Here is a 24930-nt window from a genome sequence, read left to right as displayed (position 1 = left end):
GCATCTGTTTCACCACTTAATTCACAGTCCTACAACCAGACGAGGAAACACCATGACCATCAAGATCGGCGACCGCCTGCCCGAAGGCACCCTGACCGAATTCATCGAGACCGAGACCGAAGGCTGCAGCCTGGGCCCCAACGCCTTCAAGGTGTCGGACCTGGTCAAGGGCAAGAAGATCGCGCTGTTCGCGTTGCCGGGCGCCTTCACCCCGACCTGTTCGGCCAAGCACGTGCCGGGCTACATCGCCCTGGCTGACCAGTTCAAGGCCAAGGGTGTGGATGAGATCTGGTGCATCTCGGTCAACGACGCCTTCGTCATGGGCGCCTGGGGCCGTGACCAGAAGGCCACCGGCATCGTGCGCATGCTGGGTGATGGCAGCGCCATTTTCACCAAGGCCTTGGGCATGGAATTCGACCTGACCGAACGCAACATGGGCGTGCGCTCGCAGCGCTATTCCATGCTGGTCGAAGACGGCGTGGTCAAGCAGCTGAACCTGGAAGCCCCGGGCAAGTTCGAGGTCTCCAACGCGGAAACCCTGCTGGGCCAGCTGGGCTGATGCATGCCGGGATTTCCCGGCCATCAGGCGAAAAAGAAACGGCATGCTGCGGCATGCCGTTTTTCCTTGGGGAAACGAATTTATCGCTGTGATCGATGAATGGGCGCCTCCGGCCCCTGTTTTACAGATAGGAACGATTTGCAACAAAGCCCTACCGCAAGGGGCGGGGCAGGGGCATCTTGGCTATAATGACCGGATGTTGAAACAGCGCACAATCAAGAATCTGGTCAAGACCACCGGCGTCGGCCTGCACTCCGGCACCAAGGTCGAGCTGACCCTGCGTCCGGCCGCACCCGATACCGGCATCCTGTTCCGCCGCGTGGATCTCGATCCCGTGGTCGAGCTGCCGATGATCGCTACCGGCGTGGGCGATACCCGCATGGCCTCGACCCTGACCAAGGATGGTGCCAAGGTTTCCACCGTCGAACACCTGCTGTCGGCCTGCGCCGGCCTCGGCATCGACAATCTCATCATCGACCTGACCGCCGAAGAAATCCCCATCATGGATGGCTCGGCCTCGTCCTTCGTCTTCCTGCTGCAGCAGGCCGGCCTGCAGGAGCAGAACGCGCCCAAGAAATTCATCCGCGTCAAGAAGGCGGTGGAAGTGCGCGAAGGCACGGGCGACAAGGAAAAATGGGCGCGCCTGGAGCCCTATGACGGCTTCCGCCTGAAGTTCTTCATCGAATTCAACCACCCGGCCGTGGACGGTACCGGACAGGTGGCCGAGGTCGATTTCGGCATCGACTCCTACGTCAAGGAAATCGCCCGCGCGCGCACCTTCGGTTTCATGCAGGACGTGGAAACCCTGCGCGGCATGGGCCTGGCCCGTGGCGGTTCCTTCGAGAACGCCATCGTCATGGATGAGTACCGCATCCTCAATGCCGACGGCCTGCGTTACGACAACGAATTCGTGCGCCACAAGATCCTCGATGCCATCGGCGACCTGTACATCATCGGCCATCCGCTGCTGGCCAGCTACGATGCCCACAAGTCCGGCCATGGCTTGAACAACCTGTTGCTGCGCGAATTGCTGTCGCAGCCGGATGCCTATGAGATCGTCAGCTTCGACCAGCTCGACCAGGCTCCGCAGACCTATGTGATGCAAGCCCAGCAGGAGTGGGCGCTGAACTGACGCTGGCGCTGGCTGCGCACGCCGCAATGTAAAACGCCCCGGCCTGGACCGGGGCGTTTGCTTTTCTGGCGATGGCTTGCTGGCGATCTGACGAGAGAAATCTTGTAAATTTTTTAGAAGAATCTCGTGATCCGGCTATTTCCGGACTATTTTCCCTGAAGAAATGGCGGGTCTTCTCCTGCCTGCTTGGCTAATCTGCGCTGGTCGCGGCGCCGTATCATGGCGTCGATGGCTTCCTTCAGGCCCTGGCTGCGCGGATCGCTGGCCAGTGTACTGCTGAGTTCGGCGAAGGAAGTGAGCGCGTTTTCAGTCAGTTCCAGCACCCGTTTTGGCGCTGGCGGGGGGGCCGTCCGGCCAACTTGCACTTTGATTCGGATTGAATTAACCTGCCATCCGTCCTTCAGCAGGCGGTCCTGCAGCCTCGGGGTTTGCTGCTTCAACCGTGCCGCCAGCGCTGCATTGGGCGCGCTCATGACCAGCACGCCAGCTTCAAACTGCAAGATCTGACACGCGGCAAACATCGCCGGCAAGTTCGCGGCCACTGACTGCTGCAGCGTGCCCATGCGAGCCAGGGCGGGCAACAGCGCCGCCATCGTCGAATTCGACCGCAAGAAATCCGCGGCTCCCTTCGTGCTCTTCGCCATGCGTTGAGCACTTGTGAGAGCAGGCCGATAAGGGGTAAACGTAGATGCGTACTTCATCTTTAAACCTTATCACATCCGGTGTCTGACCGGCCGGAGACCAAGGAGCAAAGATGCAAATTATCCTGTTGCACCCCCGTTTCACCAAAGCCCGATCGGTCACGCTCGGCACCAAGCACCTCCTGCTGATGTTGCTGCTGCTGGTGAGCGTGATCGCCGGCGCTTCACTGTCCATCACCTATTTCCTGCTCAACAAGGCTGGCGACCCGGATGCCGCGCCCATGCTGCACAAGCTCGCCGTCTCCATGAGCCAGGAAGAAGATGGCCGCAATGAGAAATTCCTGAAAGAGAACCTGGCCATGATGGCCGTGAAGGTCGGCGAGATGCAGGCCCAGATGATGCGCCTGGATGCGCTGGGCGAACGCGTGCAGGGCCTGGCCGGCATCCGTCCGGAAGAATTCAATTTCAAGGAGCTGCCCGGTCGTGGCGGCGCTGAAGTCTCCAGCATCGCCGGCTCCGGCCGGGATGTCGGCATGGACGAGCTGCGCCGCATGCTCGACAACCTGGCGCTGGATGCCGGCCATCGTTCCGATTATCTCAACGCGGTGGAATCCACCCTCATGGGCGACAAGATCAAGTCGCGCCTGCTGCCGACCAATCAACCGGTCAACGTGGCCTACAACTCCTCAAGCTTCGGCTGGCGGCTGGACCCCTTCAGCGGCCATAACGCCTTCCATGAAGGCCTGGACTTCCCGGCCCCGGTCGGCACCCGCATCGTCGCTGCCGCCGCCGGGGTGGTGATCGCCTCGGAATATCATTATCAGTTCGGCAACATGCTGGAAATCGACCACGGCAACAACATCATCACCCGCTATGCCCACGCCTCGCGCCTGTTCGTGAAGGTGGGCGACATCGTCAAGCGCGGCCAGCACGTGGCCGATGTGGGTTCGACCGGGCGTTCGACCGGGGCGCACCTGCACTTCGAGGTGCGCATACGCGGTATCGCCCAGGATCCGCGCAAGTTCCTGGCGCTCGGTGCCACCGGCGGCAACCAGCCCAAGCAGATGCCGGTCTTCGTCGCGGGCCGCTGAGTCCGCTCGGGCAGGTTCTGGCCGGTGCCAGCCTCCGTGGGACGGGCGTTTGCGGCCGGGGAGGGTGGCCTGCAGGCCGCATTCCTGGCGCATCATTGCATCTCTGGCAAGTCCGGCATGAAGATTTTTGCCAAATCCCCATCCCCCATTGAAACCTTGCAAACACGCCCGATCTAAAGCGAATGCGGCGCGCAGGCGGCATGAAGACGGGCTGGCGAGCCAATGCCCTCGGCCTGCGTGCTAGAATCCATGGTTTATTTTCGGGCGTTGTCGGCTGGAATCCTGCCGCCGGGAGCCCAACGTCACTCTGCCGGATCGTTCATCGGCGCTTTTATAGAATCCAAGCATGTCATTCCTGACCAAGATTTTCGGCAGCCGTAACCAGCGACTGCTCAAACAATATCAAAAAATCGTCCGCCAGATTAACGCGCTGGAGCCCTCGGTCGAGAAGCTGAGCGACGCCGAACTGCAAGCCAAGACGCCCGAATTCAAGCAACGCATCGCCGGCGGCGAAACGCTGGATGCGATCCTGCCGGAAGCCTTCGCCGTCTGCCGCGAAGCGTCCCGCCGCGTGCTCAAGATGCGCCACTTCGACGTGCAGCTCATCGGCGGCATGGCGCTGCACTTCGGCAAGATCGCCGAAATGCGCACCGGTGAAGGCAAGACCCTGATGGCAACCCTGCCGGCCTACCTCAATGCGCTCGGCGGCAAGGGCGTGCACGTGGTGACCGTCAACGACTACCTGGCACAGCGCGACTGCGAAGACATGGGCCGCCTCTACAGCTGGCTGGGCCTGACCACCGGCGTGAACCTGTCGCAGATGGAACACGACGTCAAGCAGGAAGCCTACGCCGCCGACATCACCTACGGTACCAACAACGAATTCGGTTTCGACTACCTGCGCGACAACATGGTCTTCGATGCCGATGACCGCGTGCAGCGCGCCCTGAACTTCGCCATCGTCGACGAAGTGGACTCGATCCTGATCGACGAAGCGCGCACCCCGCTGATCATCTCCGGCCAGGCCGAGAACCACACCGAGCTGTATCACAAGATGAACGCGGTGCCGCCACTGCTGACCCTGCAGATCGGCGAAGAGACCCCGGACGGCAAGGGCAAGATCGAAGTCCCCGGTGACTACACCAAGGACGAGAAGAGCCACCAGGTCCTGCTGACCGAAGCCGGTCACGACAAGGCCGAGGAAATCCTGACCCAGATGGGCCTGCTGCCCGAGGGCGCATCGCTCTATGATGCCGCCAACATCACCCTGATCCACCACCTGTACGCCGCCCTGCGCGCGCATACCCTGTATCACCGCGACCAGCATTACGTGGTGCAGAACGGCGAAGTGGTGATCGTCGACGAATTCACCGGCCGCCTGATGACCGGCCGCCGCTGGTCCGATGGCCTGCACCAGGCCGTCGAAGCCAAGGAAGGCGTGAAGATCCAGAACGAGAACCAGACCCTGGCCTCGATCACCTTCCAGAACTACTTCCGCATGTATGCCAAGCTGTCCGGCATGACCGGTACGGCTGACACCGAAGCCTACGAATTCCAGGAAATCTATCACCTGGAAACCGTGGTGATCCCGCCCAACCGTCCCAATGCCCGCAAGGACCGCCAGGACCAGGTCTACAAGACCGCGCAAGAGAAGTACATGGCCATGGTCAAGGACATCCAGGACTGCTACGAGCGCGGCCAGCCCGTGCTGGTGGGCACCACCTCGATCGAGAACTCGGAACTGCTCTCGGGCATCCTGACCAAGTCCAAGCTGCCGCACAATGTCCTGAACGCCAAGCAGCACGCGCGTGAAGCGGAGATCGTGGCGCAGGCCGGCCGTCCCAAGATGATCACCATCGCTACCAACATGGCCGGCCGTGGTACCGACATCGTGCTGGGCGGCAACGTGGGCAAGCAGATCCAGCTGATCGAAGCCGACGAGTCCCTGACCGATGCCGACAAGGCTGCCAAGTCGCAGCAATTGCGCGATGAATGGCAGTCCCTGCACGACCACGTGGTCAATGCCGGCGGCCTGCACATCATCGGCACCGAACGTCACGAATCGCGCCGCGTGGATAACCAGCTGCGTGGCCGTTCCGGCCGCCAGGGCGATCCGGGTTCCTCGCGCTTCTACCTGTCGCTGGATGATGCGCTGCTGCGCATCTTCGCCGGCGACCGCGTGCGAGCCATCATGGACCGCCTCAAGATGCCCGAAGGCGAACCGATCGAAGCCGGCATCGTGAGCCGCTCCATCGAGTCGGCCCAGCGCAAGGTGGAAGCCCGCAACTTCGACATCCGCAAGCAATTGCTGGAATACGACGACGTCGCCAACGACCAGCGCAAGGTCATCTACCAGCAGCGTAACGAGTTGCTGGAGTCGGCCGAGATGGCCGAGATGATCGCCTCCCTGCGCGAGGGCGTCTTCACCGACCTGTTCCGCGAATACGTGCCGGCCGAGTCGATGGAAGAGCAGTGGGACATCCCCGGCCTGCAAGCCGTGCTGAAGAACGAATGGCAGCTCGACATCGACCTGGAAGCCATGCTCAAGGCCGAGCCCGACCTGGCCGAAGACGAGCTGCTGGAGCGCCTGCTGACGGCCGCCAAGGACACCTACGAAGCCAAGGTCGCCGTGGTGGGCGTGGATGCCTTCGCCGGTTTCGAGCGCAGCGTCATGCTCCAGAGCATCGACAACCACTGGCGCGAACACCTGGCCGCACTGGATCACCTGCGCCAGGGTATCCACCTGCGCGGCTATGCGCAGAAGAACCCGAAGCAGGAATACAAGCGCGAGGCCTTCGAACTGTTCGCCCAGATGCTGGACCTGATCAAGAACGAAGTCATCAAGGTCGTCATGACCGTGCGCATCCAGAGCCGCGAGGAAATCGAAGCGGCCGAGGAAAGCATGTCCGGTGGCTCGCCCATCAACGTCAACTACCAGCACGCCGACTTCGATCCCGAAGCCGCACCGGAAGAACTGCTGGCACCGACCGCCCAGGCCGATGGCGAAGACGACGGATCGGAATACCCGAAGGTCGGCCGCAACGATCCCTGCCCTTGCGGCAGCGGCAAGAAGTACAAGCAGTGCCACGGCAAGCTGGCCTGAACCAGAGGTTCCCCGGTTCGGCCGCATTCCGGCCAGATGTGAAGAGGCTGTCCACCCAAGCGGGTGGGCGGCCTTTTTTACATCCTGCAGGTGAAGGCTTCTGCAAAATTGGCCTGGCTCCCTTTATGATGAACGCTCCGGCAGCCCACGCCTGCCGCCCAGGAGAACAAGAAGATGTCGCTCGCCAAGATGTTTCGTGCTTCCCGTCTCAGCTTCACTGCCACCGCCATCGCCGTCCTGCTGGCCGGCTGCGCTTCCTCGCCGCTGCCGCAGTGGCGCGACAGCGGCAACCCTGGCTACGCGCCCGTCACGCCCTCCATCCCGGTGACCAATACCGGCGTGCCCGCCGTGGCCATCAGCACCGCTCCCCCCACGCGGGCGGCGCTGGTGGAGGCGGCCAAGGCCGAGTGGGATTTCTTTGGCAACCAGCAGATCGACATGCGCCATGAGCCCTTCAGCGCCCCGCGCCTGGGCTTGCTGGAAGACGAGGGCGAGGCCGTGCAGCGGGTGGCCGAGTACTGGCACGCGGTCGGCAAGAACCTGACCGGTGCGGATTGCCAGCAAGCCTGGTCGGCGGCCTTCATTTCCTGGCTGATGGTGAGCACCAATGTGCCGCCGCAGGATTTCGCGCCCAACGAAACCCATTTCAATTACCTGAGCTTCCTCAAGGACCGCCAGTCGCGCCCCTCGCCGCAATTCGTGTTGCGTCCCGCCGAGAGCGAGCCGATTGCGCCCGGGGACCTGATCTGCGCTCCGCGCGGCAACAACAACATCACCTCCATCGACGAGATCCGCCCCGGCCTGGCCGGCCATTGCGACCTGGTGGTGGAGGTGCATGCCGATGATGGCTGGGCCGGCGTGATCGGGGGCAATGTCTTCAATTCGGTCTCCGAATCCCTGATCCCGGTAGATGAGCAGGGCCGCGCCCAGCCAATTGCGGCGCGCCCCTGGCTGGTGGTGGTCAAGAACCTGCTGCCGTGATGGGTCGCCCATGCTGATCCTGGGAAAACTGCTGCTGGGGCCCCTTTTGCTGACGCAAGCCAAACGCCTGCGCCAGACCGCGCTGCGCCTGCCGGAAGCGGCCGGGCCGCGCAGCGGCATGGAGTTTCCCCCCATGCAGCCCCGGCTGGTGGCCGAGCCGCTGCGCGTGCTGGTGGTGGGCGACTCCTCGGCCGCCGGGGTCGGGGTGGAGCATCAGGAGCAAGCCCTGGCCCAGCCGCTGGCTCGCCAGCTGGCCGCGCGCACCGGGCATCCGGTGGCCTGGCAGCTGGTGGCGCAGAGCGGCGTCAATTCGCTTGAAGCGCTGGACCTGCTGACGCGCCATGAGATCGGTCCGGCTACGGTCCTGGTGGTGGCGCTGGGCGTGAACGACGTGACCTCGCAGATGAGCCCGCAACGCTACGTGGCCAACCTGCGCCTGCTGTGCGAACGCCTGATGGCGCAGGCCGGGGTGGAGCACATCGTCTTCTCGGGCTTGCCGCCCATGCACCTGCTGCCGGTGGCACCGCAGCCACTGCGCTGGTATCTGGGCCGCTATGCGCGCAAGCTGGACCGCGCCCTGCGCGACTGGATCGATGCCGAGGCCGCCTTGCGCTACTGCTCCATGCAATGGGCGCTGCCGCATGAGATGGCAATTGATCGCTTCCATCCGGGCCACGGCCAGTATGCGCAATGGGCCAGGATGAGCGCCGAGATCATCGAAAGCGAGTTCCTGCGTCATCAGCCGGTGACGGAAAGTGTTTAAAATACGCGTTCCGATTTTTACGCTGAAAGCTCGCCATGGCCGTCAATTCCCCGATTCCCGTTCCTTCTGACCTGAAAGCCGTCGCCGGCATCGAACTCGGCCATGCCGAAGCGGGTGTGCGCAAGGCCAATCGCAAGGACGTGCTGGTCATGAAGCTGGCCGAGACCGCGACTGTGGCGGGCGTGTTCACCAAGAACCGCTTTTGCGCCGCCCCGGTGCAGATCTGCCAGGCCAACCTGGCGCAGTTGAGCGCCGGCAAGCCCATCCGCGCCTTGGTGATCAACACCGGCAACGCCAACGCCGGCACCGGTGAAGAAGGCCTGCAGCGCGCCAAGTCGGTCTGTGCTGCATTGGCCCAGCAGATGGGCGTGGAGCCGCAGCAGATCCTGCCGTTCTCCACCGGCGTGATCCTGGAGCCGCTGCCGGCTGATCGCATCATCGCCGGCCTGCCGCAAGCGATCGGCAACCTGAAGGCCGACAACTGGTTCAACGCGGCCGAGTCCATCATGACCACCGACACCCAGCCCAAGGCTGCTTCGCGCACCCTGACCATCGGCGGCAAGCAAGTGGTGATGACCGGCATCAGCAAGGGCGCCGGCATGATCAAGCCCAACATGGCCACCATGCTGGGTTTCCTGGCCTTCGACGCCAAGCTGCCGCAGGCACTGCTGAACCAGCTGGTCAAGGACGCCGCTGATCACTCCTTCAACTGCATCACCATCGATGGCGATACCTCGACCAACGATTCCTTCATCCTGATGGCCACCGGTGCCGGCGAACTGGAGATCACCAGTGCCGACAGCGACGAGTACAAGCAACTGGCCGCAGCCGTCACCGACCTGTCGCAGCATCTGGCGCACCAGATCGTGCGCGATGGCGAAGGCGCGACCAAGTTCATCGAAGTGGCCGTGGAAGACGGCAAGAGCATCGAGGAGTGCCGCCAGATCGCCTACTCCATCGGCCATTCACCGCTGGTCAAGACCGCCTTCTTCGCCTCCGATCCGAACCTGGGCCGTATCCTGGCCGCCATCGGCTATGCCGGCATCGACGACCTGGATGTGTCGAAGATCAACCTGTGGCTGGACGATGTGTGGGTCGCCAAAGATGGCGGCCGCAACCCGGATTACCGCGAAGAAGATGGCCAGCGTGTCATGAAGAAGGCCGAGATCGTGGTGCGCGTGAAGCTGGCGCGCGGCACGGCCAAAGCTTCCATCTGGACCTGCGACCTGTCGCACGACTACGTCTCGATCAACGCCGACTACCGTTCCTGAGCGGTTTTCTTCACCTCGCGGCGTTTCGCCGCCATCGGCCCACCCATCCCCGGGCCGGTGGCGCGCCCGGGATGGCGGCGGCAACATGAATGCCCGCGCCCTCGGATCAATTTTATTCACACCGGCCGCCAGCGCCTTGCGCCACAATGGCGCGTGCATTCCCGCCCCGTTCATCCCGATTTGCGATCACCATGACCCAGCTAGACCAATTCCTGCAGCGTGCCGAAGCCTTGCTGGCGCGCGTCGAAGCCATCCTCCCCAACGCCGCCGCCCGTGAGCCCGACTGGAACGCCGCCGTCGCCTTCCGCTGGCGCGGTGCGACCGCCCAGCGTCCCGGTTACCTGCAGGCGGTGGGGCAGATCTCCAAGATCGGCCTGTCGGACCTGCATAACATCGGCCCGCAAAAGGAACAGATCGACCAGAACACCCGCCAGTTCGTCGAAGGCCGCCCGGCCAACAACGTGCTGCTGACGGGTGCACGCGGCACCGGCAAGTCTTCGCTCATCAAGGCTTGCCTGAACCAGTACGCCGACCGTGGCCTGCGCCTGATCGAAGTGGACAAGGATGACCTGCACGACCTGCAGGACATCGTCGAACTGGTGGCGGCCCGTCCGGAACGCTTCATCGTCTTCTGCGACGATCTTTCCTTCGAGGAAGGCGAGGGCGGCTACAAGGCCCTGAAGGTGGCCCTGGACGGCAGCATCGCCGCGCAGTCCGACAACGTGCTGATTTACGCCACCTCCAACCGCCGCCACCTGATGCCGGAGCGCCTCTCCGACAACAACACCTACACCCACACCGAGGATGGCGACCTGCACCCCGGCGAAACGGTGGAAGAAAAGATTTCGCTCTCCGAGCGCTTTGGCCTGTGGGTGACCTTCTACCCCTTCAAGCAGGACGATTTTCTGGACATCGTGGCGCACTGGCTGCGCCACTTCGGCTGCAATGACGCACAGATCGCTGAAGCCCGCGCCGATGCCCTGCGCTGGGCGCTGCAGCGCAGCTCGCGCTCGGGCCGCGTGGCCTGGCAGTTCGCGCGCGACTACGCCGGCAAGGCGCAAGGCTGATGAGCGGCGATTCCAAGCCGGTGGCCAAGCCCATCGATGTAGCCGTGGGCATCCTGATGCAGCCCAACGGCGACGTGCTGCTGGGCCAGCGTCCGGATGGCAAGCCCTATGCGGGGTACTGGGAATTCCCCGGCGGCAAGGTGGAGCCGGGCGAAAGCATCTTCGCGGCGTTGCAGCGGGAATTCAAGGAAGAACTGGGGATCGAGGTGCTGGACGGCGAGCCCTGGTGCGGCGTCGAGCACGTCTATCCGCATGCCCATGTACGCCTGCATTTCTACATCAGCCGCCAGTGGCGCGGCGAGCCGCAGAGCCTGGAAGGCCAGGCATTTGCCTGGCAGGGCAGCGTGGGCGTCGAGCCGCTGCTGCCAGCCACCATCCCGCTGCTGCAGTGGCTGGATCAGCTGCGATATGGCGACAAAGCCTGAAGATGGGTGGTTTTAAGATGAAATGAAGGAAAAGCCCGTCATCACTGCACGGGCTTGTCCCCTTCGTCTTCCAGCGGCAGGTTCACTGCGGGGATGGTGTACTTTTCTTCGGCCCAGGCTCCCAGGTCGATTTGCTTGCAGCGTTCGGAACAGAAAGGGCGGTACTTGTTCTTCTCGCTCCATTCCACCTTGGTGCCGCAGGTCGGGCAGTCTACGATCGTGGCCATACGTTTTACTTCACTTCATTCAATTCAGATTACGGATCAAAAGCCGCACAGCGCCAGTTCGAAGGGCACTTCGCCCTCGAAGGAGCGCGGCTTCTCGTCGCCATCCTGCTGGGTGAAACGCACCCACAGCATGTATTTGTTGGCCGAGATCTCGGGGATGGCGCCGAGGTTGATGTCCAGCGACAGGCGTAGCATCTGGTAGACCTTGCCTTGCAGCATCTGCTGGTAACTGCCGCCTTCGGCGTTGATTTTTACTGCATGTCCGGATTCGCGCAGCAATCGCATGACGATGGCGATGGCATCGAACAGCGGGATCAGCGGGGCGAACCAGTTGGAGATGTCCTGGAAACGGCGCTCGAAGGGATGCTGTTGCCAGGCGTAATAGGCCGGCAGGTCGAATTCGCAGGCGCCGCCCGGGATGATGGTGCGGCCGCGAATGCTCATGAGCCATTCATTGTCGCGGATGTTCTGGCCGGTCTTGCCCTGGGCGGCCGAGAGGGCGCTGCTGGCCTGGTCGACTTCGGCCAGGATGGCATTGAGCATCTCGGGCTCGACATTGGGATTGGACTGGTAGGCCAGGAGGATCTGCTTTTGCCGTTCGAGCTCTTGCAGCAGGTCGGACTTGAGGTCGGCGCGTCCGGCGACCTCCAGCATTTCAAAAATGGTGGCAAGGGCGATGTGATGCTGATGCGGGCTTTCCTGGTGCAGGAAGAAGACGAATTTCTCGTAGAGATCTTCCAGTCGCAACAGCGTGCGAATACGCTCATTGAAAGGGTATTCGTAGACGATCAAAGCATGATCCCTTTATTGGTTGAACCGGACTTGTTAGGCCGCTGACAGGCCGCGTGGGTGCAATAACCTCGTCAACATGTGCAATGTCTGTGATTCTGACCCATGCAGAAGAAAATTACAAATGCAGTCGGCATCAAATGAAGCTGCAGGAGCGCATCGCATTTGCCAGGCTGCCCGCGTGCATTGCTGCAGCCGCGCAACCTGCACCATCGCTCAGTGCCCGCCTGCCAGCGCCAGGTAGCGCGCATGCAGCTCGCGTACCTGATGCGGCAGGTCGGCATTGCTGCCGCCGTTGTCGATGACGTCCTGCGCCACCGCCAGCCGCGCCTGCCGGCTGGCCTGCGCGGCCATGATGGCTTCCACTTCCTCGCGCTGCAGGCCGTTGCGCTGCATGACGCGCGCGATCTGCACTTCTTCCGGGCAATCCACCACCAGGATGCGGCTGGCACGGCCAACCCAGGTGCCGGACTCCACCAGCAGCGGCACCACGAAAATGACATAGGGACCGGTGGCATCCTCGGCCTCGCGCACGGTTTCGCTGCGGATCAGCGGATGCAGGATGGCTTCCAGCGCATGGCGCGCCGTCGGGTTGCCGAACACGTGCTGGCGCATGCGGGTGCGGTCCATGGCACCGTTCGCATCGATGAATTCGGCGCCGAAATAATCGCGGATGGGATCGATGGCCAGGCCCTGCGGTGCGGTCAGGGCATGGGCGATGGCGTCGGTATCGACCAGCGATGCGCCGAGTTCGCCAAACAGGTTGGCCACCGTGGTCTTGCCGCTGCCGATGCCGCCGGTCAGGCCGATGGTGAAGCGTTCAGTCAATGAGGTCATGGGTTCAGAAGTCGTAGAGAAGTTGCGTGAGCCAGCCGTGGCCCATCAGCAGGGTCAGCATGCCGGCGGCGGCCAGGCAGGGGCCGAAGGCAATGGCCTGGCCGCGCTGGTGGCGGCCCAAGCCCATCAGCGCCAGGCCCAGCACCGCGCCCAGCGCCGAGGCCAGCAGCAAGACCAACGGCAGGGCTTGCCAGCCCAGCCAGGCCCCGAGCGCGGCCATGAGTTTGAAGTCGCCATAGCCCAGGCCCTCCTTGCCGCTGGCCAGCTTGAAGATCCAGTAGATCAGCCACAGGACGCCATAGCCGGCCATCGCGCCCAATACGGCATCCTGCAGCGGCACCAGGCGATGCACCACGTTGACCAGCAGGCCCAGCCACATCAAGGGCAGGGTGAGGTCGTCAGGCAGCAGCATGGTGCGGGCATCGATCACCGCCAGCGCAATCAGGAAGGACGCGCACATCATCAGCGCCGCGCCGTGCAGGCCCAGGCCGAAGCGCCATGCCAGCAGGGCGAACAGCAGTGCGGTCAGCAGTTCCACCAGCGGATAGCGCGCGCTGATGGGGTGGTCGCAGAAGGCGCAGCGTCCGCGCAGCAGCAGCCAGCTCAATACCGGAATCTTGTGATGCAGCGCCAGCGGCGCGGCGCAATGCGGGCAGGCGGAGGCCGGCAGCCAGAGGTTGTAGCGGTCGGCATGCGGCAGCGCTTCGCCGCGTTCCTGGGCAACGAAGTTGGCGGTCTCGCGCAGCATCATCAGCGGCACGCGATGGATCACCACATTGAGAAAGCTGCCGACCAGCAGGCCCAGCAGCGCCGCCGCGCCGGCGAGTGCAGCGTTGCCGGGGAAGGCCAGGGCATCCAGGAAAGACATCGTCGGGTTCAACTGGTTTGGTCGTCAAAGAAGGGGAAGACAGGCGTGCCGGCTTATACCACTGCACCCATGCGGAACACCGGCAGGTACATCGCCACCACCAGGCCGCCGATCACCACGCCCAGCACCGCCATGATAACGGGTTCCATCAGGCTGGTGAGGGCGGTGACGGCTTCATCCACTTCGCGTTCGTTGAGATCGGCGATCCTGCCCAGCATGGCGTCGAGGGCGCCGGCCTCTTCGCCCACGGCCGTCATCTGCACTGCCAGGTCGGGGAAGACGCCCGTGGCCTGCATGGCCGCATGCAGCGAGGCGCCATTGCGCACGGCGTCGCGCACGGCCAGCGAGGCGTCGGCATAGACCACGTTGCCGGCTGCGCCGGAGACCGTTTCCAGCGCTTCCACGAGGGCGATGCCGGCACCGAAGAGGGTGCCGAAGGTGCGGCTCCAGCGTGCCAGCGCCGCTTGCCGCAACAGCTTGCCGAACAGCGGCAAGGACAGGCTCAGGCGCTGCGCCGCCAGTCGCAGCGGAAGATAGCGCCGCCACGCCAGGGTCGCGAGTACGCCCGTCATCAGCGTGCCCAGCAGCAGCCAGGGACCATGCTGTCCGAGCAGACGCGCCGTGGCCATCACAATGCGCGTGGGCAGCGGCAACTCGGCCCCGAACTGCTGGAACATCTGCTCGAAAGCCGGCACCACCCACAGCATGATGACCACCGTCACGATGATGGCCACCAGCACCACCGCGCAGGGATAGGCCAAGGCCGCGCGCACCTTGCCGCGCAAGGCCAGGGATTTTTCGCGATAGAGGGCGATGCGCTCCAGCATGACGTCGAGCATCCCCGCTTCTTCGGCTGCGCGCACCAAGTTGCAGAAGAGCGCATCAAACTGGCGCGGATGGCGCGCCAGCGCCGCATGCAGGCTCTCGCCGCGCGCCACGGCCTGGCGCACGTCGGCCAGCAGCGCGGCCAGTGCGCTCTGGCCGGCGCCGCGAATGGCCACATCCAGCGACTGCAGCAGCGGCAATCCTGCCCGCAGCATGGTGGCCAATTGGCGGGTGAAGAGGGCGATCTGTTTGGCGCTGATGCGCCCACGCGTCCTCGCTGTGGCCGGGTTTGCCGCAGGGGCCTGGCCATTGTCGAGGTCGGCCGCACGCTCCGCGCGCCGCAGCCGCGCCACGCGCATCCCCTGCTGGCGCAGTCGGGCGCGTGCCTGCGCTTCATCGCTGGCTTGCACCACACCGCGTTGCGGACGATTGTGGCGGTCCAGCCCTTCCCAGCTGAATTGGGACGCCGATGTCGTGCGATCAGGTACAGGCAAGGATTTCTCCCACGCTGGTTTCACCGCGCAAGACCTTCAGCAGTCCCGCCCGCCGCAGGTCGATGATGCCCTCCGCTTGCGCCTGCCGGCCCAGTTCCAATGTACCGGCCTGGGCCAGGATCAGCGACTGCATGGCCGCGCTGACCGGCATCACCTGATAAATGCCGGTGCGCCCGCGAAAGCCGGTCTGGTTGCAGGCCGGGCAGCCGTGCGGCACGAAGGTGGCCGGCGTACCACCGGCCGGACGGCGGCAGCGGCACAGCTTGCGCACCAGCCGCTGGGCCACGATCAGGCTGACCGATGCCGCAATGTTGTAGGCCGGCACGCCCATGTTGAGCAGCCGCGTGAGCGTGGCCGGGGCGTCATTGGTGTGGAGGGTGGAGAGCACCAGATGCCCGGTCTGCGAAGCCTTGACGGCGATGTCGGCGGTCTCCAGGTCGCGGATCTCGCCTACCATCAGCACATCCGGATCCTGGCGCAGGAAGGCGCGCAGCGCCAGGGCGAAGTCCAGTCCGGCGCGTTCGTTGATGCTGACCTGGTTGATGCCGGGCAGGTTGATTTCCACTGGGTCCTCGGCGGTGGCGATGTTCACCCCCGGCTGGTTCAGGCGCTGCAGACAGGCATACAGCGAGACCGTCTTGCCGGAGCCGGTCGGCCCGGTCATCAGGACCAGCCCGTGCGGCTTGCTGATGGCTTGCAGCAGCGCTTCCTGCTGGGCCGGTTCATAGCCGAGGTCGCTGATCGACAGCGCCGCCTGCGCGGTATCGAGAATGCGCAGCACGATCTTTTCACCGAACTGCGTGGGCAGCGTCGAGACGCGGAAATCCACCGTGCGCGCGCCCAGCGTGAGGCGCATCTTGCCATCCTGGGGCAGGCGCTTTTCGGCGATATCCAGCCGCGCCAGGATCTTCAGGCGCGTGGCCAGCTTGTCGCGCAAGCTCAGCGGCGGCTGCGCCAGCTCGTGCAGCACGCCATCCAGCCGCAAGCGCACGCGGAAGAGATGTTCAAAGGGCTCGAAATGCAGGTCGGAAGCGCCCATGCCGACCGCATCGGCCAGCAGCTTGTGCAGCAGGCGCACCACGGGAACATCATCATCGGCCACGGCCGTGTCGGGAGTGTGCAGCATGGGAGACCTCGCGCGCAGGGGCGCTGCCGCAGGGCAACGCACAGGGGAGGGCAAGTCTCCCACGCGCGGCGGCCGCCCGAAAAGCGGGCCGGCCGTTTGCGCGGGACAAAATCGGTGGAGTTCGATGCCGGCCTGCAAGGCCCGGCGCAGGTTCAGTCCTGTGCCTTCACTTTCGCAGGCAAGGCGATGAGTTTGACCATGCGGATGGCCTGGTTCTGTACCTGCACGATCTCGATCACGCAGCCATCGATCTTGACGGCCACGCTGGCTTCGGGAATGTCCTGCAGGGTTTCCAGCAGCAGGCCGTTGATGGTCTTGGGGCCATCCAGCGGCAGCTTCAGGCCCAGGCGCTTGTTGATGTCGCGCAGGGTGGTGCTGCCTTCAAGCAGGCAGGTGCCGTCCTTGTCCCAGCCGAAACCTTCGCCGGAGGAGCCGGGCGAGGAGGTCGTGAATTCGCCGATCATCTCTTCGATGATGTCCTCCAGCGTCACCAGTCCCTGCACTTCGCCGTATTCATCGACCACGATGCCCAGGCGTTCATGGTTTTCCTGGAAGTACTGCAGCTGGGTGAAGACATCGGTCTCCACCGGCACGTAATACGGTGCCGAGAGCAGGGCGCGGATGTCGTCGTGGGTGATGTCGTCTTCCTGGCGGAACAGCGAGACCGTCTTGCGCACATGCAGGATGCCGACGATGTGATTGATCTCGCCCTCGAACACCGGCAGCTTGTTGTGATAGCAGGTGGCCAGCTGGTGCAGGATCTCCTCCACCGGGGCGGCCAGGTTCAGGGCCTCGACCTGGGCGCGCGGGGTCATGACGTCTTCCACCGAAATCTTTTCCAGGTCGAACAGGTTCAGCAGGATGCTCTTGTGCTTCTGCGGAATGAAACTGCCGCCTTCGAGCACGATGGAGCGCAGCTCTTCGGGCGAAATGCGCTGCTCGGCCGCGCGCGATCCGGTCTTGATGCGCAAGACCTTGAGGATGGCAGAAACGAAAATGTTGACGAACCACACCAGCGGCTTGGCCACCCGCATCAGCGGCTTGAGGATGAAGCTGGTAAAGAGCGCAATGCGTTCGGGATGGGTGGCACCAATCACCTTGGGCACGATCTCGGCAAAGATGATCAAGAGCGCCGCCACGAAGGCGGTGGCCGCCGTGATCACGCGCTGGTGGTTGCCGAAGGCGGCAATGGCCAGCGCCGTCACCAGGGCCGTGGCCAGCGCATTGATGACGGTATTGGCGATGAGGATCAGCGAGAGCAGCCGTTCAGTGCGATCCAGCAGCCACAGGATGGTGATGGCGGCCCGGTTGCCCTGTTTGGCCAAATGCCGCAGGCGATGGCGGTTGGCGGCCATCAGCGCCGTCTCGGTCATGGAAAAGAAGGCCGAGAGCAGAATGAGAATGAGGAGTGCAAGAGCTTGCACCCATATGGGTACGGTATCCAAACGTTGCCGTCAGTGGGTTGCCCTCACGCATGGGAGGGAGTCGGCGGGCCTGTTCGCTTGTCATCATGACAGGCAAGCCAGGGCGGCCAGCGAGCGCCAAAGTCTAGACGATGGGGGCGTATCCCGCAAGCCGGGCGGCGGCGCGGTGTGGCGGCTGCGCCCGGACTTGCCCTTCAGTAACCCTTGCTGCGGTCGTAGAGATGCGGCGGCGGCAGGCCGCCCAGCATGGCGGCAATGGCCACCGCCGCCTGCCTGGCGCGTTCGCGGCGCGAGGGCGTGGCCGCTGCATGGGGCGTGACCAGCACGCGCGGATGGCGCCAGACGGCAGCCTCGGCCGGCAGCGGTTCTTCATCGAACACGTCCAGCACGGCCCCGGAGACGTGCCCGCTGTCGAGCGCGGCCAGCAGATCCGGCAGGCACATGTGGCTGCCGCGGCCGACGTTGATGACCGCGGCACCGCGCGGCAACTGGCGCAAGAGATCGGCATTGATGAGGTGGCGGGTATCGGTGGTCTCGGGCAAGAGGCAGATCAGGATATCGGTGCGGGCCAGGAAGTCCGGCAATGTATCGGGCCCGGCAAAGCAGGCCAGCCCCTTCTCGCTGCGCGGCGAGCGCGCCCAGCCGGCCGTCTCGAAGCCGACTGCCGCATGCATGCGCGCCGCCGACAGGCCCAGCGCACCCAGTCCCAGCACGCCCACGCGGGTTTCGCGCGCCGTGCGGGGCGTGGAGAATTCGCGCCATTCGGCGCGCGCCTGCTGGGCGATGATGCGCGGCATGTCCTTCAACAGCATCAGGCTGCTCATGAGCGTGAATTCGGCCATGCGCTGCTGCGTCTCAGGGGTGACCATGCGCACGATGGGCAGCTCCGGCAGGTGCGGGTCTGCAAGGATGTGATCGACGCCGGCAGCCGCACTGATGATGGCCTTCAGGTTGGGAAACTGCGCCAGCCGCCCCGGCTCGGGCTGCCACACCAGCACGAACTGCACGCGCGCCGGATCGACTTCCGGATCATCCCAGGCGCGCACGTCGAGGCCCAGTTCGGGTGCGAATTCATGAAAGCTGGCGCGCCACTCGGCCAGCGCGGCAGCACCGCCTGACTTGATCAGCAGCACGGGGGCAAGAGCAGGGGTGGTCATGCTTGTGGCTCCACGGGATTGGCCTGGTGCATGGGCCGGCGCAAGGCCGGGTCGAAGGGATTGATCCGGCGCGACAGGACGGCGGCTTCCCGCTGCAGCATCTGCACCACCGTCGGCAGGCGCTCCTCGGTCAGGCGCGAGGTCAGCGTGCCTACGCTCAAGGCACCGACGATGTTGCCGCCGGCATCGAAGAGCGGCACACCCAGCCCGGCCATGCCATCGAGCAGGCCGGCCTGGCGCGCCGCATAACCGGTCTCGCGCACACGCTCGATTTCCGTGCGCAGGTAGACCTCGTCATAGACCCCGAATTCGCGCAGGCGCGGCACGTTGTAGCGGATCACTTCCTCGCGTTCTTCTTCCGGCAGGAAGGCGAGGATGGCCAGCGCGCCCTGGCCCACGCCCAATGCAACGCGTCCGCCGATGTCGCCGGTGAAGGCGCGGATCGGGAAGGGGCCATCGACGCGATCCACGCACACCGCATCAAAGCGCGAGCGCAGCAGCAGGAAGACCGTATCGCCGAGACTGCCGCACAGCCGCAGCAGCGCCGGGCGGCACAGGCTGCGCACATCCGACGCATTGCCGGCGCGTGCGGCCAGGGCGAACAGGTCCATGCCCAGGCGATACAGCTTGCTGCGCTCATCCTGTTCCACCACGCCTTCCCCGGCCAGCGATTGCAGCAGCCGGTGCGTGGTGCCCTGGGTCAGGCCGATGGCCTTGGCCACTTGCGTCACACGCATGCCTTGCGGTGGTGCATCGGCCAGCGCACGCAACACCGCAAAGGTGCGCTGGATGCCGTTGACCGGCAGGGAGGCGGGGGCGCTGGCGGCCGTGGCCTCGTCGTTGTGCTCGCTCATGAGGGGGCTTTGTCTGCTGGGTGGAATCGGCGGCGGTTCGCTCGCCGATGCATTTCATTGAATGGAATAAATATAAAAAATTTCCCGACTGTCGAAATACGATAGCAGAATTGGCACCGAAATTGCATCAATAACGAAACAGGAGACGCGCCGCTCACATCGCTTCAGCGATGGGGTTGCGCAATTGAAAGTATGCATCGGAGCGCCCGCCGGCCGACAAGCCCGCCAGCCGTGCAGCGCCCGAACCTTGCGACAGGGAGCTTGCAATGTCATTTCTCACGCTGACCAATGTCAGTAAGTTCTATGGCGATACCCAGGCGGTATCGGGGTTCAACCTCACGGTGGAAAAGGGCGAGTTCATCTCCCTGCTCGGTCCTTCGGGCTGCGGCAAGACCACCACCCTGCAGATGATCGCGGGCTTCGAGGCCGTCAGCGGCGGCCGCATCGAACTCGATGGCCGCGACATCACGCATGCCAAGCCCAATACGCGCGGCCTGGGCATCGTGTTCCAGACCTATGCACTGTTCCCGCACATGACAGTGGAGCAGAACGTGGCCTTCGGGCTGGAGATGCGCAAGTGCGGTGCCGCCGAAAAGCGCGACCGCGTGGCGCAGGCCCTGTCGCTGGTGCATCTGGAAAAACACGGTGCGCGCTATCCGCGCGAACTCTCCGGCGGCCAGCGCCAGCGCGTGGCCCTGGCGCGCGCGCTGGTGATCGCCCCGCCGGTGCTGCTGCTCGATGAGCCGCTGTCCAACCTCGACGCAAAACTGCGCGAAGAGATGCAATTCGAACTGCGCGACATCCAGCGCAAGGTCGGCACCACCACCATCATGGTCACGCACGACCAGAGCGAAGCCATGTCCATCAGTGACCGCGTGGTGGTGATGGAAGCCGGCCACATCACCCAGGTCGGCCGCCCCCTGAACGTGTATGAACATCCGGCCAACCGCTTCATCTCCACCTTCGTGGGCAAGGCCAACCTGCTCGAAGGCCAGGTGGTCGGTGCCGCAGGTGAACGTGCCGACATCGCGGTAGGTGGCATGATGCTGTCGCTGGAAAGCACCGACACCGGCCTGCGCGGCGGCGGCCGCGTGGTGCTGGGCCTGCGTCCGGAAAAGATCCGCTGTACCGCGCCCGGCCAGGGCCGCTGCAATGGCGAAGTGGTGCGCCGCTTCTTCCTCGGCAGCCAATGGATGTATGAAGTGGAGACCCCGCTGGGCCTGCTCTCGGTCCTCTCGGCCAACGACGGTGCCGAAGCACTGGAGCAGGGGGCTGCCGTCGGCCTGGCGTGGAGTGACTACAGCCTGCGCCTGGTCTCCACCGCCCGCAGTGATGAAGGGGTGGCAGCATGAGCGCGGCCGGCACGACTTCCGTGGCACCGCCCGTGGTGAGTGCCGCCGCCAGCGACAAGGCCCCCGGCCAGCGCAGCCTGCCCTGGCTGATGTCGGCCCCGGCCATCCTGCTGTGTACGGTGATGCTGCTGGTGCCGCTGGTACTGACCTTCGTGCTGTCCTTCAACGCCTATGATGCCGAGACCGGCCCCAAGGCCGGCACCTTCACGCTGGAGCATTACGCAGCGGTGCTGACCGATCCGTATTACTACGGCATCTTCTGGCGCACGCTGTGGATCTCGGGCCTGGTCACGCTGATCTGCATCGTGGTGGGTGCGCCCGAAGCCTGGATCCTCAACCGCATGCGCAAGCCCTGGCGCTCCATCATGCTGCTGGTGGTGCTGGCCCCGCTGATGATCTCGGTGGTGGTGCGCGCCTTCGGCTGGAGCATGCTGCTCGGTCCCGAAGGCCTCATCAACGGCACGCTGGTGGCGCTGGGCTTTGCCAAGGTCAAGCTGCTCTATACCGAAACGGCCATCGTCATTGCGCTGGTGCACGTGATGCTGCCCTTCATGGTGATCCCGGTGTGGACCTCGCTGCAGAAGCTCGACGGTGGCGTGGCCAACGCGGCGCTGTCGCTGGGCGCTTCGCCCATCACGGTGCTGCGCCGTATCGTGCTGCCGCAGATCATGCCAGGCATTCTCTCGGGCAGCCTGATCGTCTTCGGCCTCTCGGCCAGCTCCTTTGCCATTCCGGGTTTGCTGGGCGGACGCCGCCTGAAGATGATGGCCACCATCATCTATGACGAATACCTGCACGAACTGAACTGGCCGCTGGGCGCTGCCATCGCGCTGCTGCTGCTGGTGGCCAACCTGGTCATCATGCTGGGCTGGAACCGCATGATCGAACGCCGCTACAAGAAAGCGCTGGGCTGAACCATGAACAAGAACGGACCGATTGCATTGTGCTTCAATGCGCTGGTGATCCTCTTCACGCTGGCCCCGATCCTGGTGGTGTGCGTGATCGCCTTCACCCCCGAAAACACCCTGACCATGAACGGGCCGGAATTCTCGCTGCGCTGGTTCAAGGCGGTGTTTGAGTTTCCTGATTTCGTGAGCTCCTTCTGGAACAGCCTCTGGCTGGCGCTGGCAGCGGCTACCATCTCCACGGCGCTGGCCATTCCGGCGGCCATGGCGCTGGTGCGTTATCCGCATCGCTGGTCCGGCGTCTTGCAGGGCCTGTTCCTGTCGCCGCTGATCATTCCGCACCTGGTGCTGGGCGTGGCGTTGCTGCGCCTGTTCTCGGTGGTGGGCGGCGCCGGCAGTTTCGGCTGGCTGGTGCTGGCGCACTCGCTGGTGGTGACGCCTTATACGATGCGCCTGATCATGGCCGCGCTGATCGGCTTCGACCGCAGCGCCGAGCAGGCCGCGCTGTCGCTGGGGGCCACGCGCTCCACGGTGTTCCTGCGCATCACGCTGCCGATGATCCTGCCGGGCATCACCGGGGGCTGGCTGCTGGCCTTCATCAACAGCTTCGATGAAGTCACCATGTCCATCTTCGTGACCTCGCCCTCGACGGTGACGCTGCCGGTGCGCATGTACATGTATGCCACCGAATCCATCGATCCGATGATGGCGGCCGTCTCGGCGCTGATGGTGGGCATCACGGCGGTGGCCATGATCATCCTGGATCGGGTCTATGGCCTGGACCGCGTGCTGGTGGGGCGTTCATGAATCCAAGCTCTGCTCCTGCACCGGCCCAGCTGGTGCGGCTGGCCGAAGGCGATCGCGCTGCGGTCAGCTTCACGCTGGACGGCCGCCCGGCCACGGCGCTGGAAGGCGACACGGTGCTGACCGCCGTGCTGACCAATACCTGCAGCCTGCGCCGCAATGAATTCAGCGGCCAGCCGCGTGCCGGCTTTTGCATGATGGGCGCGTGCCAGGATTGCTGGATCGCCACCGACAGCGGCGAGCGCCTGCGCGCCTGCTCCACTTTCATCCGTGCCGGCATGCAGTTGCGCAGCGGCCAGGAGGAACACGCATGACACGCGCAGCTCCCGTCATCGTCGGTGCCGGTCCGGCCGGTGTGCGTGCGGCCCAGACGCTGCTGGCCCATGGCGTGCGGCCCATCGTCATCGATGAAGCCGCGCAGGCCGGCGGCCAGATCTATCGCCAGCCGCCGCGTGGTTTCCTGCGCAGCCGCAAGACGCTCTATGGTTTCGAAGCCAGTCGCGCGCAATCGGTGCACAGCACCTTCCATGCGCTGCGCGAGGCCATCGACTATCGCCCCAACACCTTGGTCTGGAATGCCCAGCCGGGTTTGCTGGACCTCATGGATGGCGGCGCGCAATCCGCTTCCACCCTGGCCTGGGAAGACATCATCGTGGCCACCGGTGCGACTGATCGCGTGCTGCCTTTCCCCGGCTGGACCACGCCGGGCGTCTATACGCTGGGCGGCTCGCAGGTCGCGCTCAAGTTCCAGGGCTGCGCCATCGGACGCTCGGTGGTGTTGGCCGGCAATGGTCCGCTGCTCTATCTGGTGGCCTATCAATATGCCAAGGCCGGTGCGCGGGTGGCGGCGGTGCTCGACAGCAGCAGCCTGGCCGACCGCATCGCCGCACTGCCCGCCATGCTGGGCCAGCCGGCCTTGCTGGCCAAGGGCATTTACTACCTCGCCTGGCTCAAGCTGCATGGCGTGCCGGTGCATTCGCACGCGCGGGTGCTGCGCGTGGAAGGCGATGCACGTGTGCAGGCGCTGGTCTGGCGTCGCGAGAACCTGGCAAGCGCGAGTGGCAAGCCCGGTCCCGAGCAGCGCATTGAATGCGATGCCGTCGGCTTCGGTTATGCACTGCGTTCTGAAACGCAATTGGCTGATCTGCTGGGTTGCCGCTTCCAGTTCGACGGCCTGCAGCGCGCGCACCTGCCGGTGCGCGACAAGAGCACCCGCAGCAGCGTGCCGGGCGTCTACCTTGCTGGTGACGGTGCCGGCATCATGGGGGCCGATGCCGCCGAGCTGGCCGGTGAACGCGCTGCGCTGGCCTTGCTGCAGGATCGCGGCATCGCCGTCGATGCGGCCCGTGTGGAGCAGATCGAAGCGGCGCTGGCGCGCATCGGCGCTTTCCGACTCGGACTGGAGCGCGCTTTCCCCTTCCCTGAACGCTGGGCTGCCACCGCGCCGGACGATCTGGTGATCTGCCGCTGCGAGAATATCCGCGTTGGTGAATTGCGTGCCGCCGTGCGCGAGAAAGGCGCGGCGGAAATGAACCGGCTCAAGGCCCTCACCCGCGTTGGAATGGGCCGGTGCCAGGGTCGCATGTGTGGTGCGGCGGCCGCCGAAATCCTGGCGCATGCTGCAAGCCTGCCGGTGCAGGAAGTCGGACGGCTGCGCGGCCAGGCACCGATCAAGCCGATTCCATTGGGCATGCATGTACCGGCACCCGAGCCGGTCTCGGCGCGCGTGATCGCGCTGCATGCGCAGGAGGATGCCTCATGAAGAGCCTCAACACCGAAGTCCTCATCATCGGCGGCGGCATCGTCGGCACCTCGGCTGCACTGGTGCTGGCCAAAGCCGGACGCCGCGTGACCGTCCTGGAGCGCGACCTGTGCGGTGCGCGTTCCAGCGGCATCAACTATGGCGGCGTGCGCCGCCAGGGCCGGCCCGAAGTGCAGCTGCCGCTGTCGCAACGCGCGCATGAAATCTGGGGTGATCTGCAGTCCCTGATCGGCACCACCGGCGAATACGAACGCAGCGGCCACTTCAAGCTGGCCCGCAGCGACGCCGACCTGCAATCGCTGATCGCCTATGCCGAACTGAGCCGCCCCTATGGCCTGGGGATCGAACTCATCAGCGGCGAACGCCTGCGCCAGCAATGTCCCTGGCTGGGCGGCGCGGCGGTCGGCGGCTCGCTGTGTCCGGAAGATGGCCAGGCCAATCCGCGCCTGGTCTCGCCGGCCTTTGCGCGCGCG

The 24930-nt window shown here is 64.6% G+C and carries 25 protein-coding genes; 15 read left to right on the top strand and 10 right to left on the bottom strand.

Translation table 11 applies throughout. From position 1 onward, the window contains the following. Nucleotides 1-52 precede the first annotated feature (52 nt). Both B3873_RS03375 and lpxC read left to right on the top strand, forming a co-directional pair. On the top strand, nt 53-559 hold the full coding sequence (locus B3873_RS03375; RefSeq protein ID WP_286864031.1) for a peroxiredoxin: 507 nt from the start codon (nt 53-55) through the stop codon (nt 557-559). 196 nt (nt 560-755) lie between these two features. Continuing rightward, nucleotides 756-1691, top strand: coding sequence for a UDP-3-O-acyl-N-acetylglucosamine deacetylase (gene lpxC / locus B3873_RS03370; RefSeq protein WP_039790443.1), 936 nt, complete (start codon nt 756-758; stop codon nt 1689-1691). A gap of 146 nt (nt 1692-1837) precedes the next feature. Here lpxC and B3873_RS03365 read toward each other — a convergent pair whose 3' ends face one another. Then, a complete protein-coding gene (locus B3873_RS03365) occupies nt 1838-2392 on the bottom strand; it encodes a DciA family protein (RefSeq protein ID WP_034329324.1) in 555 nt (184 codons plus the stop codon). Between the two features lie 53 nt (nt 2393-2445). On the opposite strand from B3873_RS03365, the gene B3873_RS03360 reads away from it, so the two are divergent. The 7 genes from B3873_RS03360 (at nt 2446) to B3873_RS03330 (ending at nt 11033) form a co-directional block, all read left to right on the top strand. Beyond that, a complete protein-coding gene (locus B3873_RS03360) occupies nt 2446-3423 on the top strand; it encodes a M23 family metallopeptidase (RefSeq protein ID WP_039790445.1) in 978 nt (325 codons plus the stop codon). 346 nt (nt 3424-3769) lie between these two features. After that, nucleotides 3770-6526 carry a preprotein translocase subunit SecA gene (gene secA, locus B3873_RS03355; protein ID WP_286864029.1) on the top strand — a complete coding sequence of 919 codons (2757 nt, stop codon included), beginning with the start codon at nt 3770-3772 and terminating at the stop codon, nt 6524-6526. A 174-nt stretch (nt 6527-6700) separates the two neighbouring features. Further along, nucleotides 6701-7507, top strand: a complete 807-nt coding sequence (locus B3873_RS03350; protein WP_121042538.1) for a DUF2272 domain-containing protein — start codon at nt 6701-6703, stop codon at nt 7505-7507. Between the two features lie 10 nt (nt 7508-7517). Next, nucleotides 7518-8270, top strand: a complete 753-nt coding sequence (locus B3873_RS03345; protein WP_286864027.1) for an SGNH/GDSL hydrolase family protein — start codon at nt 7518-7520, stop codon at nt 8268-8270. 35 nt (nt 8271-8305) lie between these two features. Further along, on the top strand, nt 8306-9541 hold the full coding sequence (gene argJ / locus B3873_RS03340; protein WP_134135682.1) for a bifunctional glutamate N-acetyltransferase/amino-acid acetyltransferase ArgJ: 1236 nt from the start codon (nt 8306-8308) through the stop codon (nt 9539-9541). 191 nt (nt 9542-9732) lie between these two features. Beyond that, nucleotides 9733-10608 carry an ATP-binding protein gene (locus tag B3873_RS03335; RefSeq protein WP_039790449.1) on the top strand — a complete coding sequence of 292 codons (876 nt, stop codon included), beginning with the start codon at nt 9733-9735 and terminating at the stop codon, nt 10606-10608. Further along, entirely contained in the window at nt 10608-11033 is a 426-nt protein-coding gene (locus B3873_RS03330) for an NUDIX domain-containing protein (RefSeq protein ID WP_039790450.1), read from the top strand. The genes B3873_RS03335 and B3873_RS03330 overlap by 1 nt, the downstream gene beginning before the upstream one ends. 41 nt (nt 11034-11074) lie before the next feature. Here the strand turns inward: B3873_RS03330 and yacG are convergent, their stop codons facing one another. The 9 genes from yacG to B3873_RS03285 all read right to left on the bottom strand — a co-directional run bounded on the left by yacG (nt 11075) and on the right by B3873_RS03285 (nt 19634). Then, entirely contained in the window at nt 11075-11260 is a 186-nt protein-coding gene (gene yacG, locus B3873_RS03325; RefSeq protein ID WP_034336666.1) for a DNA gyrase inhibitor YacG, read from the bottom strand. Between the two features lie 36 nt (nt 11261-11296). Further along, nucleotides 11297-12052: a cell division protein ZapD gene (gene zapD, locus B3873_RS03320; protein WP_034336663.1), complete on the bottom strand. Its 756-nt coding sequence runs from the start codon at nt 12050-12052 to the stop codon at nt 11297-11299. Between the two features lie 213 nt (nt 12053-12265). Further along, nucleotides 12266-12886 carry a dephospho-CoA kinase gene (gene coaE / locus B3873_RS03315; protein WP_286864023.1) on the bottom strand — a complete coding sequence of 207 codons (621 nt, stop codon included), beginning with the start codon at nt 12884-12886 and terminating at the stop codon, nt 12266-12268. A gap of 4 nt (nt 12887-12890) precedes the next feature. After that, complete coding sequence (locus B3873_RS03310; RefSeq protein WP_286864022.1) at nt 12891-13754, bottom strand: prepilin peptidase; 864 nt, start codon at nt 13752-13754, stop codon at nt 12891-12893. Nucleotides 13755-13807: 53 nt separating this feature from the next. Further along, complete coding sequence (locus B3873_RS03305) at nt 13808-15073, bottom strand: type II secretion system F family protein (protein ID WP_286864021.1); 1266 nt, start codon at nt 15071-15073, stop codon at nt 13808-13810. Then, nucleotides 15060-16199 (bottom strand): GspE/PulE family protein, encoded by a 1140-nt coding sequence (locus tag B3873_RS03300; protein WP_286864020.1) that lies wholly within the window; start codon nt 16197-16199, stop codon nt 15060-15062. The genes B3873_RS03305 and B3873_RS03300 overlap by 14 nt, the downstream gene beginning before the upstream one ends. Before the next feature lie 152 nt (nt 16200-16351). Then, nucleotides 16352-17644 (bottom strand): HlyC/CorC family transporter, encoded by a 1293-nt coding sequence (locus B3873_RS03295; RefSeq protein ID WP_286864019.1) that lies wholly within the window; start codon nt 17642-17644, stop codon nt 16352-16354. 173 nt (nt 17645-17817) lie between these two features. Next, nucleotides 17818-18780 (bottom strand): 2-hydroxyacid dehydrogenase, encoded by a 963-nt coding sequence (locus tag B3873_RS03290; RefSeq protein WP_286864018.1) that lies wholly within the window; start codon nt 18778-18780, stop codon nt 17818-17820. Next, complete coding sequence (locus tag B3873_RS03285; RefSeq protein WP_286864016.1) at nt 18777-19634, bottom strand: IclR family transcriptional regulator; 858 nt, start codon at nt 19632-19634, stop codon at nt 18777-18779. The genes B3873_RS03290 and B3873_RS03285 overlap by 4 nt, the downstream gene beginning before the upstream one ends. A gap of 266 nt (nt 19635-19900) precedes the next feature. Here B3873_RS03285 and B3873_RS03280 point away from each other — a divergent pair, with 266 nt between their 5' ends. The 6 genes from B3873_RS03280 to B3873_RS03255 all read left to right on the top strand — a co-directional run. Beyond that, on the top strand, nt 19901-20986 hold the full coding sequence (locus B3873_RS03280) for an ABC transporter ATP-binding protein (RefSeq protein ID WP_034336645.1): 1086 nt from the start codon (nt 19901-19903) through the stop codon (nt 20984-20986). Continuing rightward, nucleotides 20983-21900, top strand: a complete 918-nt coding sequence (locus B3873_RS03275; protein ID WP_205703743.1) for an ABC transporter permease — start codon at nt 20983-20985, stop codon at nt 21898-21900. The genes B3873_RS03280 and B3873_RS03275 overlap by 4 nt, the downstream gene beginning before the upstream one ends. A 3-nt stretch (nt 21901-21903) precedes the next feature. Continuing rightward, a complete protein-coding gene (locus tag B3873_RS03270) occupies nt 21904-22698 on the top strand; it encodes an ABC transporter permease (protein WP_134221159.1) in 795 nt (264 codons plus the stop codon). Beyond that, entirely contained in the window at nt 22695-23009 is a 315-nt protein-coding gene (locus tag B3873_RS03265) for a (2Fe-2S)-binding protein (protein ID WP_286864015.1), read from the top strand. Before B3873_RS03270 ends, B3873_RS03265 begins: the two co-directional genes overlap by 4 nt. Next, nucleotides 23006-24457, top strand: coding sequence for an NAD(P)/FAD-dependent oxidoreductase (locus tag B3873_RS03260; protein ID WP_286864014.1), 1452 nt, complete (start codon nt 23006-23008; stop codon nt 24455-24457). Before B3873_RS03265 ends, B3873_RS03260 begins: the two co-directional genes overlap by 4 nt. Beyond that, nucleotides 24454-24930, top strand: a 477-nt coding sequence (locus B3873_RS03255) for an NAD(P)/FAD-dependent oxidoreductase (RefSeq protein WP_286864012.1), incomplete at its 3' end; no start/stop codon positions are given. The genes B3873_RS03260 and B3873_RS03255, both read left to right, overlap by 4 nt.

Source organism: Herbaspirillum sp. UBA812, from assembly GCF_002296545.1.
GTDB classification, from domain to species: domain Bacteria; phylum Pseudomonadota; class Gammaproteobacteria; order Burkholderiales; family Burkholderiaceae_D; genus Herbaspirillum; species Herbaspirillum huttiense.
This window is presented reverse-complemented; position numbering and strand designations above follow the sequence as displayed.

What these genes read in the sequence shown, in the direction of transcription:
- B3873_RS03375 (WP_286864031.1), top strand. Translation starts at nt 53, where the DNA reads ATGACCATCAAGATCGGCGACCGCCTGCCCGAAGGCACCCTGACCGAA.
- lpxC (WP_039790443.1), top strand. Translation starts at nt 756, where the DNA reads ATGTTGAAACAGCGCACAATCAAGAATCTGGTCAAGACCACCGGCGTC.
- B3873_RS03365 (WP_034329324.1), bottom strand. Translation starts at nt 2,392, where the DNA reads ATGAAGTACGCATCTACGTTTACCCCTTATCGGCCTGCTCTCACAAGT.
- B3873_RS03360 (WP_039790445.1), top strand. Translation starts at nt 2,446, where the DNA reads ATGCAAATTATCCTGTTGCACCCCCGTTTCACCAAAGCCCGATCGGTC.
- secA (WP_286864029.1), top strand. Translation starts at nt 3,770, where the DNA reads ATGTCATTCCTGACCAAGATTTTCGGCAGCCGTAACCAGCGACTGCTC.
- B3873_RS03350 (WP_121042538.1), top strand. Translation starts at nt 6,701, where the DNA reads ATGTCGCTCGCCAAGATGTTTCGTGCTTCCCGTCTCAGCTTCACTGCC.
- B3873_RS03345 (WP_286864027.1), top strand. Translation starts at nt 7,518, where the DNA reads ATGCTGATCCTGGGAAAACTGCTGCTGGGGCCCCTTTTGCTGACGCAA.
- argJ (WP_134135682.1), top strand. Translation starts at nt 8,306, where the DNA reads ATGGCCGTCAATTCCCCGATTCCCGTTCCTTCTGACCTGAAAGCCGTC.
- B3873_RS03335 (WP_039790449.1), top strand. Translation starts at nt 9,733, where the DNA reads ATGACCCAGCTAGACCAATTCCTGCAGCGTGCCGAAGCCTTGCTGGCG.
- B3873_RS03330 (WP_039790450.1), top strand. Translation starts at nt 10,608, where the DNA reads ATGAGCGGCGATTCCAAGCCGGTGGCCAAGCCCATCGATGTAGCCGTG.
- yacG (WP_034336666.1), bottom strand. Translation starts at nt 11,260, where the DNA reads ATGGCCACGATCGTAGACTGCCCGACCTGCGGCACCAAGGTGGAATGG.
- coaE (WP_286864023.1), bottom strand. Translation starts at nt 12,886, where the DNA reads ATGACCTCATTGACTGAACGCTTCACCATCGGCCTGACCGGCGGCATC.
- B3873_RS03310 (WP_286864022.1), bottom strand. Translation starts at nt 13,754, where the DNA reads ATGTCTTTCCTGGATGCCCTGGCCTTCCCCGGCAACGCTGCACTCGCC.
- B3873_RS03300 (WP_286864020.1), bottom strand. Translation starts at nt 16,199, where the DNA reads ATGCTGCACACTCCCGACACGGCCGTGGCCGATGATGATGTTCCCGTG.
- B3873_RS03290 (WP_286864018.1), bottom strand. Translation starts at nt 18,780, where the DNA reads ATGACCACCCCTGCTCTTGCCCCCGTGCTGCTGATCAAGTCAGGCGGT.
- B3873_RS03285 (WP_286864016.1), bottom strand. Translation starts at nt 19,634, where the DNA reads ATGAGCGAGCACAACGACGAGGCCACGGCCGCCAGCGCCCCCGCCTCC.
- B3873_RS03280 (WP_034336645.1), top strand. Translation starts at nt 19,901, where the DNA reads ATGTCATTTCTCACGCTGACCAATGTCAGTAAGTTCTATGGCGATACC.
- B3873_RS03275 (WP_205703743.1), top strand. Translation starts at nt 20,983, where the DNA reads ATGAGCGCGGCCGGCACGACTTCCGTGGCACCGCCCGTGGTGAGTGCC.
- B3873_RS03270 (WP_134221159.1), top strand. Translation starts at nt 21,904, where the DNA reads ATGAACAAGAACGGACCGATTGCATTGTGCTTCAATGCGCTGGTGATC.
- B3873_RS03265 (WP_286864015.1), top strand. Translation starts at nt 22,695, where the DNA reads ATGAATCCAAGCTCTGCTCCTGCACCGGCCCAGCTGGTGCGGCTGGCC.
- B3873_RS03260 (WP_286864014.1), top strand. Translation starts at nt 23,006, where the DNA reads ATGACACGCGCAGCTCCCGTCATCGTCGGTGCCGGTCCGGCCGGTGTG.